The sequence below is a fragment of the uncultured Mailhella sp. genome (genome assembly GCF_963931295.1).
In the GTDB taxonomy this organism is placed as follows: Bacteria; Desulfobacterota; Desulfovibrionia; order Desulfovibrionales; family Desulfovibrionaceae; genus Mailhella.
The window spans coordinates 2,254,276-2,269,223 of sequence record NZ_OZ007001.1 but is presented as its reverse complement, the minus strand read 5'-3'; the positions used below and the strand labels follow the sequence as shown (position 1 = coordinate 2,269,223).

Annotated in this window: 9 protein-coding genes; 4 read left to right on the top strand and 5 right to left on the bottom strand. The window is 63.9% G+C overall.

The window, feature by feature from the left end; all coding sequences use genetic code 11:
* Window positions 1–49: 49 nt before the first annotated feature.
* The 4 genes from ABGT79_RS09455 to ABGT79_RS09440 form a co-directional block, all read right to left on the bottom strand.
* Complete coding sequence (locus ABGT79_RS09455) at window positions 50–3,340, bottom strand: hypothetical protein (protein ID WP_346665968.1); 3,291 nt, start codon at window positions 3,338–3,340, stop codon at window positions 50–52.
* Window positions 3,341–3,412: 72 nt separating this feature from the next.
* Window positions 3,413–4,270, bottom strand: coding sequence for a tetratricopeptide repeat protein (locus ABGT79_RS09450; protein WP_346665967.1), 858 nt, complete (start codon window positions 4,268–4,270; stop codon window positions 3,413–3,415).
* Between the two features lie 25 nt (window positions 4,271–4,295).
* Window positions 4,296–7,199 (bottom strand): insulinase family protein, encoded by a 2,904-nt coding sequence (locus ABGT79_RS09445; protein WP_346665966.1) that lies wholly within the window; start codon window positions 7,197–7,199, stop codon window positions 4,296–4,298.
* 99 nt (window positions 7,200–7,298) lie between these two features.
* Complete coding sequence (locus ABGT79_RS09440; RefSeq protein WP_294487865.1) at window positions 7,299–7,673, bottom strand: hypothetical protein; 375 nt, start codon at window positions 7,671–7,673, stop codon at window positions 7,299–7,301.
* A gap of 679 nt (window positions 7,674–8,352) precedes the next feature.
* Here ABGT79_RS09440 and ABGT79_RS09435 point away from each other — a divergent pair.
* Complete coding sequence (locus ABGT79_RS09435; RefSeq protein WP_346665965.1) at window positions 8,353–8,838, top strand: EVE domain-containing protein; 486 nt, start codon at window positions 8,353–8,355, stop codon at window positions 8,836–8,838.
* Window positions 8,839–9,087: 249 nt separating this feature from the next.
* Here ABGT79_RS09435 and ABGT79_RS09430 read toward each other — a convergent pair whose 3' ends face one another.
* A complete protein-coding gene (locus ABGT79_RS09430; RefSeq protein WP_346665964.1) occupies window positions 9,088–11,154 on the bottom strand; it encodes an elongation factor G in 2,067 nt (688 codons plus the stop codon).
* Between the two features lie 275 nt (window positions 11,155–11,429).
* Between ABGT79_RS09430 and trmFO the strand changes: the two genes are divergently transcribed.
* The 3 genes from trmFO to ABGT79_RS09415 all read left to right on the top strand — a co-directional run bounded on the left by trmFO (window position 11,430) and on the right by ABGT79_RS09415 (window position 14,855).
* Entirely contained in the window at window positions 11,430–12,851 is a 1,422-nt protein-coding gene (gene trmFO / locus ABGT79_RS09425; RefSeq protein ID WP_346665963.1) for a methylenetetrahydrofolate--tRNA-(uracil(54)-C(5))-methyltransferase (FADH(2)-oxidizing) TrmFO, read from the top strand.
* Between the two features lie 249 nt (window positions 12,852–13,100).
* Window positions 13,101–13,469: a hypothetical protein gene (locus ABGT79_RS09420; RefSeq protein WP_346665962.1), complete on the top strand. Its 369-nt coding sequence runs from the start codon at window positions 13,101–13,103 to the stop codon at window positions 13,467–13,469.
* Between the two features lie 414 nt (window positions 13,470–13,883).
* Entirely contained in the window at window positions 13,884–14,855 is a 972-nt protein-coding gene (locus ABGT79_RS09415; protein WP_346665961.1) for a CorA family divalent cation transporter, read from the top strand.
* Window positions 14,856–14,948: the final 93 nt, after the last annotated feature.

Genomic DNA, 14,948 nt, shown 5'->3' with positions numbered 1-14,948 from the left:
CAAAGTTGCAAGCTCTGAGGCTCGAAAAAAAACCTGCCATTCCCCGGTTTCACAGTCGGGCGGCCTCGGCGCGCATCTCTTCCACAATCTGCGCGGCAGCCTCCACATCGCCTTCTTCCCACGCCGCCCGGAAACAACGGGCCATGTCGGCCAGCGTGTGCATGCCGTATCTGTCGGCAACGACGGAAAGCTCCCGGGAGCCGCTGCGGATGGCCTGCACGTCGCCGTGAAGAAGCGCGTCGGAAATACGGTTCAATCCGGCGCTGATGACTTCCGCAGGCGCCGTCACGAGCTCCGCGTCCTCATCCGAAGGCGCGACCTCGCCGGACCTCGCCGCGTCGTCCGGCGGCAGGGCCGCTGCGTCAACGGCGCTCGGCGCGGCCATCTCTGCCCCGCCGCGAGCCTCTTGCGCTTCGCAATCCGCCTTTTCGGAAGGCTCCGCGACCGCCTCGGGCGCATCGCCTTCGGCGCTGATCAGAGAGGCGTCGAGTTCGATGAACTCCGCCGTCTCGTTTTCGCCCGGCACTCTGTCCTCAACTCGCAGCTCATGCACGTCGCTCTCATCAACCAGCACCTCTTCGGCCAGCAGTTCCACCACCTCGACCTCCGCTTCGGCAGAGTGTTCGGGCCTCACAGTGCCCTCAGGCCGCGCGTCTTCCGCGCCCTTTGCCTGCATGGCCGTTCCGGAATCCGTCCCGACCTCAGGAGTTGTCGGCCCGTTTTCCGGCAAAGGCGCGCCCTTCACTTCCAGCGGTTTTTCCGCGCGGTCGCGACCGTGGAACAGCGACGAGAGCCAGCTTTTCTTTTCCGGCTTTTCGGAAACAGAGGCCTCCTGAACCTGGGCGTGCTCCTGCGCTTCAACCGGCCTCTTTTCCGCTTCCGTCGTCGATTCGCCCGGCTTCGGCGCGCTCTGCGCGGTCGCGGCAGGCGAAGGAGCGCGGCGCACTGCCTTGGGCTGCATGCGCCCGGAGCCGGAATGCGCGCCCGCCAGCACCGCCGCCAGCGTGACGCGCTGCGTGCTCAGCACCGGCCGCGCGGAAGTCGGCGAAAGGATCCAGCGCGTCATGGCCCGCAGATCCTTGCGCACCACGGGCAGCAGCAGCGATTCGTCGCAGCCGGCCTTGGCCATGCGCTCGGCCTGCATGTCGTCGCGGGCCAGCAGAAGGAACGGGGCCGCAGGCAGCGACTGCTCACCCTCGAACATGCGGATGGCCGCAAGGCCCTGCACCATGTCTTCCTCGCCGAGCGCGCCGTCGAACAACACCAGCGAGGCGGGCGAGGCCGCGTAGAGCGCCGCCGCCTCTTCGGCGTCCCGGGCTTCCCAGATCGCGCAGCCCATGTCGGACAGATAGTGCGCGTACAGCTGACGGCTCAGGCCGTCGGGCGAGGCCAGAATGACGATTTTGCCTTCCGCAGGCGCCCTGCCCTCGGCGGGCGGCATGGAGCGTTCGGTCACGCCGTCGCTCTCCATGGCCGTGCATTCCATGCTGAAGGAAAGTTCCATGCCCTGCGGCGTGCTGTCGACGAACAGATCGCCGCCGTGGGCGGAAGCCAGCTCCCAGGCGCGGGCAAGCAGCGCGCTCTGTCTGCCGCGGGGCGGAGCCGCCTCGCCGTTGTCCGAAACGGTGAACTGCAGGTGACCGGGATGCGTGCTCTCGGCGCTGCGGCGCACGTGCAGACTGACCGCGCCGTGCGACGAAGCCCGAACCGCATCCGCGAGGAGCAGCGTGAGCAGAGAAGTCAGACGCGCGGCGTCGCCCCGGAACTTCTGCCCTATCTGCGGAGCCACGTACCAGGCCAGACCGAGGCCCTTTTTCTCCGCCTCGTCGAACACCGAGGCAAACACCTTCTGAATGACCTGCCGCAGCTCGAACACCTGACTCGACGCCTCCGGCAGCGCGGCCGCGGAAGGAAGATCCAGCGCGCTTTCCGAAAGTCTGCGCGCGGCGGCCGTCATGGCGTCGGCATGGGTCATGATGTCCACCTTGTCCTTCTTGTCCACCCCGGCGCGGGAGAGGGCAAGATCCAGACGGCAGGCCTCGTCGAAAAGATCCTCCACCGTGCCCCGGAAGGCGCGGCGCAGCGCCGCAAGACTGTTGTCCTTGTAGGTGTTGGCGCGCGTCTCGCCGCTGCGGCGCGGAGAGGCGTCCAGCGAAAGTTCCGGCTCCGGCGCGGGCGCGTCGCGATGCGGCGCGGCAGAAGCCAGAAACAGCAGTCCCGCGGCCTCGCCCGCCTGCACGGCCAGTCCCCACCAGGGACTTTCCAGACCATGCAGCAGGCCCCACAGCGAAACCACCGCGCCGCCGCCCATGGACAGGCAGGCCAGCGTGAACGGTCCGCCGCCCTGCACTCCGCGGAACATCAGCACCACGGCAGGGAACAGGCACAGCAGCGCGGCCAGCGGCCACAGAGGCAGCAGTCTTGCCGTCCAGGCCATGCCCGGCAGCAGCGGCACGATGGCCGCACACGCGCCGGGCAGCGCAAACAGCAGAAAAAGCGTATCCACAAACGGCGAAGCCACGCGCGTGCGCATGAGAACGCGCCCCGCGTGCGGCAGCATGAACAGCGCCACGCCCGCCGCAAACATGCCGGGAAACGACCACGTGCCCACGCTGCCCGAAGGCGTGGCGGGCACGCCCCAGCCTATCTGCGCCATGGCGGCAAAGGCGAGCACGCCCGTCCAGAAACGGCCCTCGCCGCGCTCCGTCACGCTGAGCAGCAGACAGAGAAATCCCAGAAGCGCCAGCGCGGCCAGAGAAAACAGATGCCCCAGCCTTTCCGGCGAATCCATGACGGCGTGCGGAGAACACAGTGCCGGAGAAAACCACAGACCCGGCAGACCGTTCAGGCGCAGCAGCACCTGCCCCTGACGCCCGGCGGACAAGAGATCGTACACGCCGAAGGACTCGGCCTGCACGCTCTGCCACGTTCTGCCGTCGGCGGAAATCCAGGTCGACACCCCCGCGGGTATCTGCGAGCCCAGATTGAGCCAGAGCGTGTGCGGCGCAGAATCCTTCACGTCCGCAAGATCGAGATGCAGCCACAGCGCGCCCGTCTCGCGGGAAAGCACGCTCACGGCGTAGGGCGAAAACTCGTTCAGACGGGCCGCCGCGGCGCTCTGATCGAGCGTGCCGCTTTTGTCCAGCAGCATGGACAGCGAAGAGCGCACCCCTATCCGCACGGCGGAAGAGCGCTTCTCCGCCGGCGGCGGCGACAAGGGCTGCGGTTCCGCCCGAATGGTCACAGGCTCGGGAACCACCACGGCAGGCGCGGGATCGGCAATGACGGCCCCTTCCTGCTCCGTTTCGGCAAGCAGCGGAAAAGGCAGACAGAGAATCATCCACAACGCCGCCGGCACCGCTGCGACGCGGATATGAGAAAACAAAAACCGAAACATGACAATCCCGTATGATTACTTCGTGATGTGGTCTCGAACAGGCTTGCCCGCAGGATCGGTGGCGTCGGGATAACGTTCAAGCACGCGCTTCCACAGAGGCTGCGCGTCGGCGGCGCGGCCCATGCCTTCCATGAGCCACGCGCCGTGAACCAGCGCGGGCGCAAAGGAAGGATCCAGCTTCAGCGCCTGCTCGTAGGCGCGCAGCGCCACCACCTTCCGGCCGTGCGCCTCAAGCTGAAGCGCGGCGTCCACCACGATTTCCGGCATGATTCTGCTCAGCTCCGCGCCGCTCGACAGCGTGAGTCCGGGATACTCCCGCAGCACGGACTGCCAGAACTCCACGGCCTGCTCCGGCTGCTCCAGATCGAGCATCATGGTCACGCCCTTGTTGAATATGGCGTTCCGGTGGCCGGGATGATCCTTGAGCGCCTGATCGTAGCATTCCACGGCGCGGGCGGGCTCGCCCTTCATGCGGTACATGCTGCCCATGTCGGTGCGCACGTCGGCATTGCCCGGCTCAAGACGCAGCGACTCCTGATAGGCTTCAATGGCCCCGTCGGCATCGCCCGCGTCGAAGCAGGCGTTGCCGAGCTTGGTCCAGGCATCGGCGCTGTCGGGATTCTGACGGGCCTCGTCGCGCAGATGACCGATGTGCTGGGCCTGCGCCTCGGCCGTTGAGGCATTGGTCGAGGCAGGCGCGGCGGGAGCGGCCTCGGGGGCAGGCGCGGGCGCGGAAGCCGCCGTCACGCTCCGGCTCACGGCCCTGTGCTCCGCCACCATGTTTCCGCAGGCAAAACCGGCGACAAACGTCACCGCACACAGAATGACCGCGGAACTCACAAGCATGGTGCCGCGGGACTTTTCATTTTTCATGGCATGTCCTTTTTCTTGTCGCGTCCTAGAGCACACGGGTCACGGTCCAGCCTTCGGCTCCGGCCACGGCCTCGGCGTCGGCTCCGCCGAGCACGCAGGGCACGGCCTTCTTCAGAGCCGCGGCCAGGTACGGCGCGAAATCATGAAAATCGGACAGCCGCGTGGCAAGAATTTCCTCGCGGATGCGCTGACGCTCCTCGTTCGTCTCTCCGGTCATGTACCGGGAAAACGCGGTTGCGCCCTTCGCTCCGGGCAGCATGTAGGCGTCCACGTCGCCGATGGCTCCCACCACCGCGCGGGTGACGTCCGCGTCGGAAAGACGCAGATTGCCCAGATAATCCGCCGTTTCGCGATACACGCGCAGCGTGTTCTCCACATTGGGATCGCGGTAGGAGGCAAAGGTGAACGCGCCCGTGGCGCGGCCGTAGCGGGCAAAGCAGCCGTAGGCTCCGCCCTGCACGCGCACGCGGTCCCACAGGTAGCCCATGCGCAGATGACGCAGAATCACCGCCTGCGCTCCGCTGTAACGGTAGCCGACCTCCTTCAGATTCAGGCCGAGTCCCACGTAGTTGACCTGCGCGGGAATGCTCAGAAGCTCGGCTCCGGGCAGCGCGTCGAATTCCGGCGCGCACGCCGGCACTTCGCGGTCGGGCAGTTCGGCAACCAGCGCTTCCAGCGCGCCGCGCGCCGCGGCAAGAAGCGAGGCGTCCGCCGTCATGTCGATCTTCACGCCGCCCCGGCGCACGATGCACTCATGAAGCGCAAGAAGATCGGCGCGAACAAGCTCCCATTCCGCATCCAGACGGTGAATAAGATCACGCACATAGAAAAGTTCGCTCACGCCGTTCATGGCTTCGGAAATGCGTCCGGCCAGAGAAAGGCGACCGCTCAGACGGGTGTTCACCAGCGTGTGCCCCGCAGGCACCGCGGCCTGCTCCATGCGTGCCTTCTCCTCAAGCGCCATCTGCGTGAAGCGCTCGCGGTTGTCGAAGTCGGGCTCCGTGAGAATTTCCCGCATGAGGGCGGTCATGCGCTCCACCTTTTCCGCCGTGCATTTGCCGGACAGCGTGAGCAGGCACACCGGCGAAGCGTCGGCCACGCGCGCCAGCACCACGGCTCCCGCGCCGAGGCTGCCGGTATGCGCCGAAATTTCAAAGCCGAGCTGCACGTAGTCGCTGCGCTTCGTGCCGAGCTCGGTCAGCGCGCGGGCGTACAGCGGCACGAGCGGCAGAAGACGCGAAGGCACGCCCGAAAGATCAAAGGACAGTCCGGCGTAGAGAATGCCCAGGGTGTCGAGCTCGTGCGTCACCACGTCAAGAGAGTTTTCCCGATCCACCTTGCAGGGAATGACCGCGTTCTGCACGGGCAGATCCTGCTTGCCGAGGCTCGGCACGGTATCGAGCGCCTCCTGAGAGTCGGGCGTCTGCTGGGCAAGACGCAGCGCCGCGGCAATGCCGACCACCTCTTCGCGCTCCTTTTCGCTCATGCCCTCGCGGATGGCGGCAAGACGCGCGTCTTCGGCGCTCTGACGCGCGGCGGCAAGACCGGCGTCGGGCACGAGCAGCACCGTCACGCGATGAGGATTGTCGAGGAACCAGCGACGGATGGCGTTTTCAAACACCTTTTCGCCGGAGGCAAGACGGCTCTTGATGGACGCGAGCGGCTTTTCCCAGGCGAGCGGCGCAAAGGCGTCGCCGTCGTACAGCCAGTCGGACAGGCTGCGGAACATGGCGGCAAGACCTCTCGGGAACGAGCCGGTGTTGTTTTCGCGCAGCATGAATTCCAGAGAATTGAGCGCGGCCTCCACGGCGGGTTCGGGCACGCCGTGTTCCGCAAGATCGGCCAGCGTGTCCATCATGAGGCGTTCCACCTCGGCGGCGTTCTTCGGATCAATGGAACGCAGTCCCATGGAGAAATAGGCCTGGCGAAGATCGCCTTCCAGACCGCAGCCGGAAATGTCCTCGCCGAGCCCGGAATCCATGAGCGCCTTGCGCAGCGGCGAACCGGGAAGCCCGGCAATGACGTGCTCAAGCATGTTGAGCACGAACATCTCCTCGGTTTCCTTCGACTCGCACAGCAGCCAGTTCACGGCCACGTGCGCCTTGTCGGCGTCCTCGCCCTCGGAGGCGGCATAGGGAATCTCAAGATGACGCGGCGAAGAAAGCCGCGGCTGAAGCGGCACTTCGGAGCGCACTTCGCGCTTCCGATAGGGCGCGAGCACGTCGGCTAGGCGGGCCAGACGCGCATCTTCAGGGTCGTCGCCCCAGAAGAAGAAACGCGCGTTGGAAGGATGATAGTAGCTTGCGTGGAACTCGCGGAAGGCCTCAAAGGTGAGAGAGGGAATCACCGCAGGATCGCCGCCGGAATCGAGGCTGTAAAGCATGTCCGGGAACACGGCGTGCTGACATTCCTCCATGAGCACGGAATCGGGCGAGGAATACACGCCCTTCATTTCGTTGAACACTACGCCCTTGAACTGCCAGGGGCCGTCGGGAGCGTCGGCCTCGATGTGCCAGCCTTCCTGACGCAGCACGTTCTCGTCGATGCGCGGATGAAACACCGCGTCGAGATACACATCCACGAGGTTGTAGAAGTCCTGAAGGTTGCAGCTCGCCACGGGATAGCAGGTCTTGTCCGGGAAGGTGAGCGCGTTGAGAAATGTCTGAAGCGAGCTCTTGAGCAGTTCCACGAAGGGTTCCTTCACGGGATACTTGTCCGAACCGCAGAGCACGGAATGTTCGAGAATATGGGCCACGCCCGTGGAATCCCTGGGCGGCGTGCGGAAGCTGACGCCGAAGGACTTGTTTTCATCGTCATTGCAGATGGACAAAAGCTCCGCGCCGGTGACGTCGTGCTTCCAGAGGCGGACGCGTCCGCCGGCTTCGCGCAGCTCTTCTTCCCTCACAAGGGTGAATCCATGACAGTTCATGCGTTTTCCTTATATGTGTTTTCCGGTGTTCAAAATGAAAAAGGCGGCCCGCGGCGAGGTCGCCCACGACGCCCACGCGGGCAGAGGCCGATCCTGGGTTCAGCAGTTGGCGGCGCGAAGAATCTCTTCCGCCTGTTCCAGAGCCATGCCGTCCTCGACGCCGCACAGGGTGCGCACGGCAAGCAGAAGCAGATCGAGAGGAATCTCCATGGAATAGCGTCCGTTGTAAATGACGCAGCGCTCGCCGTGAACCGATATGCGATAGGCCCGGCACACGCTCCTCTCTCCACTGCCCTTCTGAATGACGTACACCTGTTCGTTCTGGTCGGTGACGTAGAGTTTCTGATGCGTCAGCACACCGCTGTATTCATCGTACCACACGGCCTCGGAAAACAGACGTCCGTAAAATATGAGACCGGCTCCATTTTCCAGATGCAGCGTGATCTTCTCCAGTTCATTCATCGCGGTGGCCATGACAACTCCGTTTCCATCGTAATACATGGGGCCTGAGCCCCTTTTGTCCTGCATAGCATTCACGTGCGGAGAGTGTCAACGTTGATATTGATAACTTATTGAAATTCATTGTGTTTAATTTTATGAACGCAAAGTGTGCCCCGCACTTTGCCCTTTTGCGCCGCGCGCCCGGCCAAAGCGGGAGAAAAAACGCCCTGAAAGGCGCCTATCTGGCGCGAAAGCCGCGCAAGGCACAAGGCCCGGCAAAAGACGCGCGCCGCGCAGAACGCCCCAAACGTTCCTGAATCGCCCTCAAGGCCCTCTCACTGAGATGCCGCCCCTCTCTGCTCCGCCGTGCACGAGCGCAGCCCCGTCGCCGAGGCACCGCCTCCGCCCGACTGGGGAACGAGTCCGTCGCCCTTGCCATGGCTCCGCCTTCCCGGGCATGAACACTGCATCGCCGTCCCGGCCTGTGCAGTCATGAGCCCGGCTCCGCCCGCATGGGCATCCACCACCCTGCCCGGACGGAGACATCCGCCTGAAGACGGGGTTCCAGAAGCGCCAGACGCCGCGGGGCCCGGCTTCGACAAGACGCCTCCCTGCCCCGCAAAGGCAGGTGCAAGAACAAGACGCGCCCTCTTGTCATCCGGCATGCCCGACCTTATACCGAAAACAACATCAACACTGCAGAGGAACGCCCATGCAATACTGGCTTTTCAAAACGGAACCCGGCTGCTTTTCCCTGGATGACCTCGTCTTTTCGCCGAACGCCACCACCTCGTGGGACGGAGTGCGCAACTATCAGGCCCGCAATCTCATGCAGTCCATGAAAAAGGGCGATCTCGGATTTTTCTATCACAGCGGCAAGAAACCGGAAATCGTGGCTCTTGTGGAAGTGGTGCGAGAAGCCTACCCCGATCACACCGCGCAGGATCCGAAGAACCGGCACTACGACGAAAAGGCCACGCCCGAAAATCCCCGCTGGTACATGGTGGACGTCAAACTCGTGAGCCGTTTTAACCGCCCCATTCCGCTGGAGGAACTCCGCAAACAGCCCGAACTCGAAGGCATGGAACTGCTCCGGCGCGGCAGCCGCCTTTCCGTGCAGCCCGTGGAGGAACGCTTCTTCCGGCACATCATGAACATGGTGAAAAAGGATCAGGACATCACGCTCCCCTCGGCGTGACCGGCGCGCCGCCTGCCGTTGCAGCCCGCCCCGCTCACGCAGTACTGACCGTCTTCCACGGCTTCCCGCCCCCGCCCGCGGCAGCTTGCCCCACTCGCGACAGATTGCCCCGCCGATGGCAGCAGCCTTGCCCGTGACCGCTCCGCCGACGCCTTGCCCGCGCAAAAAAGCGGCGCTCTTCCCTGTCCGGGAGGAACGCCGCCTTCTTTGTATCCTGCGGGGGAAGAAGTTCTCTTCCCCGCTGATCCGCTATTCGCCGGCCTTGGCCGCCTGATGCTCGGCCACGACCTTGTCGACCACGGGCTGAGGAGCTTCCTCATAGTGATCGAATTCCATGGTGAACACGCCCTGACCGCCGGTCATGCTGCGCAGATCGGGAGCGTAGCGCAGCACTTCGCTCATGGGCACGTTGGCCTTGAGTTCGGTGATGCCGCCCTGAGAATCCGAGCCGAGCACCTTGCCGCGGCGGGAAGACAGATCGCCGATGACGTCGCCCATGTATTCGTCGGGAATGGTCACGGTCATCTGCACGATGGGTTCGAGCAGCAGCACCTTGAGCTGCGACATGGCCGCCTTGAAGGCGATGGAACCGGCCATCTTGAACGCCATTTCGGAGGAGTCCACGGTGTGGTAGGAGCCGTCATAGACGCGCACCTTGAAGTCCACCACCGGGCATCCGGCCAAGTAGCCGCGGGCCGCGCTTTCCTGAATGCCCTTGTCGATGGCGGGAATGTACTGACGGGGAATCACGCCGCCCACGATGGCGTCTTCAAACGTGTAGCCGGAGCCGCGGGGCGCGCCTTCCATTTCGATCCAGCAGTCGCCGAACTGACCGCGGCCGCCGGACTGCTTCTTGTGACGGCCCTGCACCTGCACCTTGCCGCGCACGGTTTCGCGGTAGGGCACCTTGGGCGTCTTGAGCACGATGTCGACCTTGGAACGGCGACGGGCTTTTTCCACGGAAATTTCAATGTGCAGCTGGCCCATGCCGGAGAGCAGGATGTCGGAAGTTTCCTCGTCGCGGCCGAGCTTGAGGGTGACGTCTTCGTCGAGCAGCTTCTGCACGGCGGCGAACACCTTGTCTTCGTCGCCCTTCTGCTTGGGCGCGAGGGCGAAGGTGATGAGCTGCGGCGGGAGCTTGGGCAGTTCCACCACGAAGGGAGCCTTGTCGTCGCACAGGGTGTCGCCGGTGCGGGTTCCCTTGAGCTTGGTCACGCCCACGATGGCGCCGGGACCGAGGGTGTCCTTGCAGGCGGTCTGCGTTTTGCCGTTCACGTAGAAGAGCGAGCCGAGGCGCTCCATTTCGCCGGTGCGCATGTTCTTCAGCGTGGAATCGGAAGAAATGGTGCCGGACACCACGCGGAGCATGTTCACCTGACCGGAGAAGGCGTCGTTCAGGGAACGGAACACGAAGCAGGTTGCCGGACCTTCGGGATCGGCGGCGCGTTCGGAGCCGTCGGCGCCGAGCGCGGCGGGACGATCGGCAGGCGAGGCCAGCAGGTTGTTGATCTGATTGAGCAGACGGCGGCCGCCGCGGTTCAGCATGGCGGAAGCGGGCAGCACGGCCACGATTTCGCCGGAGAGCACGCCCTGACGCAGGCCGAAGGTGATGTCTTCGTCGGAAAGGGTGCCGTCTTCGAGGTAGCGGTTCATGAGGTCTTCGTCGGAAGAGGCGATGTTCTCCACGGACGTGTCGCGCAGCAGCAGCACTTCGTCCTCAAGATCGGCGGGAATGGGCATTTCCTCGGTTTCGCCGTTTTCCAGGAAGCGGTAGGCCTTGGAGGCGAACACGTCCACGAGGCCCATGAACTCGCCGTTTTCCAGAATCGGAATATAGAACACCACGGGGCGGACGCCCAGATGCGTGGTGAGGCTGTTCAGAGCGGCGTCGAAGTCGGCGCGTTCGCGATCCATCTTGGTGACCACGGCGATGGTCGGCAGTCCGGCCTGCTTCACGCTCTTCCACATGCGGCGCATCTGCGGACGCACGCCGTCCACGGCGTCCACGACGATGACGGCGCTGTCCACGGCGGCAAGCAGCCAGTCCATGTCGCCGCAGAAGTTGGAGTCGCCGGGAATGTCGATGAGGTTGTGACGGAAGCCCTTCCATTCAAAGGTGGCGAAACCGGGCTGAATGGAGCCGCGACGCTTGATCTCTTCGGGTTCGTAGTCCAGAGCCGTGGTGCCTTCTTCGATGGCGCCAAGACGATTGATGATTCCAGCCTGAAAAAGCAGCATTTCTGCCAGAGAAGTCTTACCGCAGCCACCGGTGCCGACAAGGGCGTAGGTGCGTTGGTTTTCCAAAGCTATGGACATACGAATCTCCACTAGGGTTTGAATTACTCTGGGACGCAAAAAAGGCGCAAGGCCCCTGCATCGGTTCAATGAATCCTTATATAAGGTCATAAAAAGTGCCGCCATGCCCTGTCAAGCGCATACTGGTATTTTTCTGGTAAAAAGCAGGCTTTTCACGCGCGAGCATAAAAGAGTGACTTCCCTGCCGTCTTCCAGTAAGGTTGAGGCGCGCGATCCGAACGCGCCTTTTTTCAACGGCGGAACTGCCGCCTTCCTTTTCTGACCACGGAGTCGTCATGGATACGTCAACGCCCGCTTTCGTCATCATCGGCGGCGGACTCGCCGGGTGCGAATGCGCCCTTGCCCTTGCGCGCGCGGGCCTCGCCTGCACGCTTTACGAACAGAAGCCGGAAGTCTTTTCTCCCGCCCACGTCAGTCCGCTGCTCGGCGAGCTGGTCTGCTCGAACTCCTTCCGCTCCAACGACGCGCAGGGTTCGGGCGTGGGCCTGCTCAAGGAAGAGATGCGAAAGCTCGGCAGCGCCGTCATGGCCGTCGCCGAAACCTGCTCCGTTCCGGCGGGCAAGGCGCTTGCCGTGGACCGCACCCTGTTTTCGGAAGCGCTCACGCGCCGCGTGGAGGAAGAACCGCTCATCAGCCTCGTGCGGCGTCAGATTCCCTCCCTCGACGCGCCCGAGCTTGAGGGAAAAACCGTGATCGTGGCCGCCGGGCCGCTGGCCTCGGAAAGTCTGGCTTCCTCCATTGCCGACGTCATTTCGGAAAACGGCGAGCACACGCGTCTGTACTTCTACGACGCCATTGCGCCCATCGTGCGGGCCGATTCCGTGGACATGACCATAGCCTTCCGCGGTTCGCGCTACGGCAACGACGCGCCGCCGCCCTACTCCGACGACGCGCCCTTTCTGGACAAGCCCATGGAAACCATGACCGACCCCGAAGCCAGGGAAAACGGCGACTATCTGAACTGCCCCATGACGCGCGCCGAGTACACGGCCTTTTACAACGCCCTGCGCGAGGCCGAACGCGTGCCCGCCCACGACTTTGAAAAGGAAATCCACTTCGAGGGCTGCATGCCCATCGAGGCGCTGGCCGACCGCGGCGAGCGCACGCTCACCTTCGGGCCGCTCAAGCCCGTGGGCTTCACCGATCCGCGCACGGGCCGCCGCCCCTACGCTCTGCTCCAGCTCCGGGCCGAAAACGCGGAACGCAGTTCCTTCAACCTTGTGGGCTGCCAGACCAAGATGACCTACGGCGCGCAGGACAAGGTGTTCCGCCTCGTGCCGGGCCTCGCCCATGCGGAATTTCTGCGCTTCGGCAGCGTGCATCGCAACACCTACGTGAACGCGCCGGAATGCCTGAACGCGGATCTGTCGTTGAAGGCCCGTCCGAACGTTCATCTTGCCGGACAGATCACCGGCGTGGAAGGCTATGTGGAATCCGCAGCCTGCGGCCTGTGGCTGGGCCTTCTGCTCGCCGCCCGCGCCCACGGCAGAGAGCTGCCCCTGCCGCCGCAGACCACGGCGCTCGGCGCGCTCATGAATCATCTGCGCACGCCTTCAAAGCAGTTCACGCCTTCCAACATTCATTTCGGTCTCATGCCGGAGCTTGCCGAGCGCACGAAGAAAAAGGCGCGCAAGGCGGAAATGGCCGACCGCGGCCGGGCCGACTTCGAGGCCTGGCGGCAGCAGGCCGGGCTCTGAGCCGCAAAGCTCCCGGGGCGGCGGATCGCGCCCCTCGGGAGCATCCGGGGATGCGGCGTCCGCCAGAAAAGGCAAAGCTCCGAAGGCCCGCAGCTTTCCGAAGCGCCTTGCCGACGCACGACGAACCCGGCAGGAGAGCAGGCATCCGTGCATTCCGCCCTGCCGGGAAACAGGTGCCGAGCGCCCGGGCAGAGCGTTCCGCGCTGAAGGACCGCCCGGAGCAAAACGGACATCAGGACAGGGAACGTCATGAGCTTTTTCGACGCTCTGCTGAAAACACCGGGCCGGGCGCTCGCCCGGGCACTTCTGAACAGTGAGAAAACCATGTCGCTGGTCAATGCGCGTCTCTCGGACTTTCTGCACGTCCACAGCATCATCTGCCGCGAGGACATGAGCCTCATGATCTGCTTTTCCGTCAACGGCATGGATCAGGAAATCACCATCACCGTCGGCGACTACGACGTTGCTGACGACGGAAGCTGGATACGCCTGAACAAGACGGGCTCCACCGTGCCCGGCATCGACAACGCGCTGGCCGCCTTCGTGCAGGGCAAAACCTTCCCCGTGCCGGAAAAGTACGCCGCAAAAGTCGCCGCTCTGAAACGATTTCTGCTCTAGCTGCGCGGCCGTGCCCGGGAAACGCGGACATCCTTCCCCGGCGCGCCTCCGTCGCCCTCCGCGCCGAGCAGTCGCCCTTCTGCTTCTCCGTCGTCTCTTGTTCGCCCCACCGCCTTTTTCATCGGCCACGGCCTTTGTCGCCCCGCCGTCTCCTCGCACCGACACCGCATCTCTTGCCTCTTACGCCTCTCCGGCATTCCGAGCGACTTTCCAGCAGGCGACGCGTCTTTTTCAGAAGCTCCGTTTCGGGCGCGCCTGATCGCCCGCCCCCGCAAACGGCTCACCGCCGGGAAGGCTCCACCCGCCGCTTTCCGCGGCCGACTCGTCTTCTCTCCCGCAAAATTTCGTTTCATCTCACGTCGTTCTCACCCTTCGCCGCTTTTCAGCTTCCGCCTTTCGTGCTAGCCTTCCGCCATGGAAATACAGCACTATCATCTCACGGCCCGGGACTGGCGCTGGCTCAAGAAAGCGCCTTCCGACGGCGGCGACATCCTTGTCTGGCACGACATCCGCCTCGTGGACGACGACAATCCCGACGAAGAGCGGAAACGCCTCGGCGAATACCTGCGCGGCCTGCATGTGGAATCCGACACCGTGGCCGCCTGCACGCAGCCCGTGAACTTTCCCGACGTGGACGTTTCCGGCGGATGCGTATTCCTGCGCTTTCCCATGCGCGTGCAGTGGAACAGCCCCCGCGCCTCGTACATGATGATGCTGTGCATGAAAGGCGTGCTCATCAGCATAGGCGCGCCGGACATCCCGCTCTTCGACCGCGCGCTGCTGCGGCTGCAAAACGGCAGCGAGCTCTCCGAGCCCTCAAGTCAGGCGCTGCTGCTCTTCATCATGGACGTGTGCACCGACATCAGCACCCGTCAGTACATGGCCGCCCGCGCCGCCGTGGAAGCCCTCGCCGACAGAATCTACGACGAACCGGACAACATAGGTCAGGACGAACTCATCGCCATACGCCGCTGCGTAAGCCGCCTCTACTCCCAGTTCGAGGATCAGCTCTACTGCATGAGCGTGCTCCAGAGCCTGCAGACGCAAAGCGTGCCCTTCAGTCATCTGAAGGCAGAACTTCGGGACGTCATGGATAGTCAGAATCACGTGGTGCGCAGTCAGGATCAGCTGGAAATACGCCTGCGCGATCTGCACAACGACTGCCTGCTCCACGCCCAGAGAAAAACCGACTACCGCCTGCGCGTGCTCACCGTGCTCACGTCGCTGTGCATGCCGCTCAGCGTCATTGCCGGCATCTACGGCATGAACTTTCATTTCATGCCCGAGCTGGAGTGGAGATACGGATATTTCGCCGTGCTCGGACTCATGGCCTTCATTACCGCCGCCCTGCTGATCTTCTTTTTCCGGCGCGGCTGGTTCAAATAACGTCCGGATAAAAAATCATTGCTTCCCGGGCCGCGCTTTTTCATGACGAACACAGGCGCTGCAACAGTCCCGACCGCAGCGCAAACTTGACAC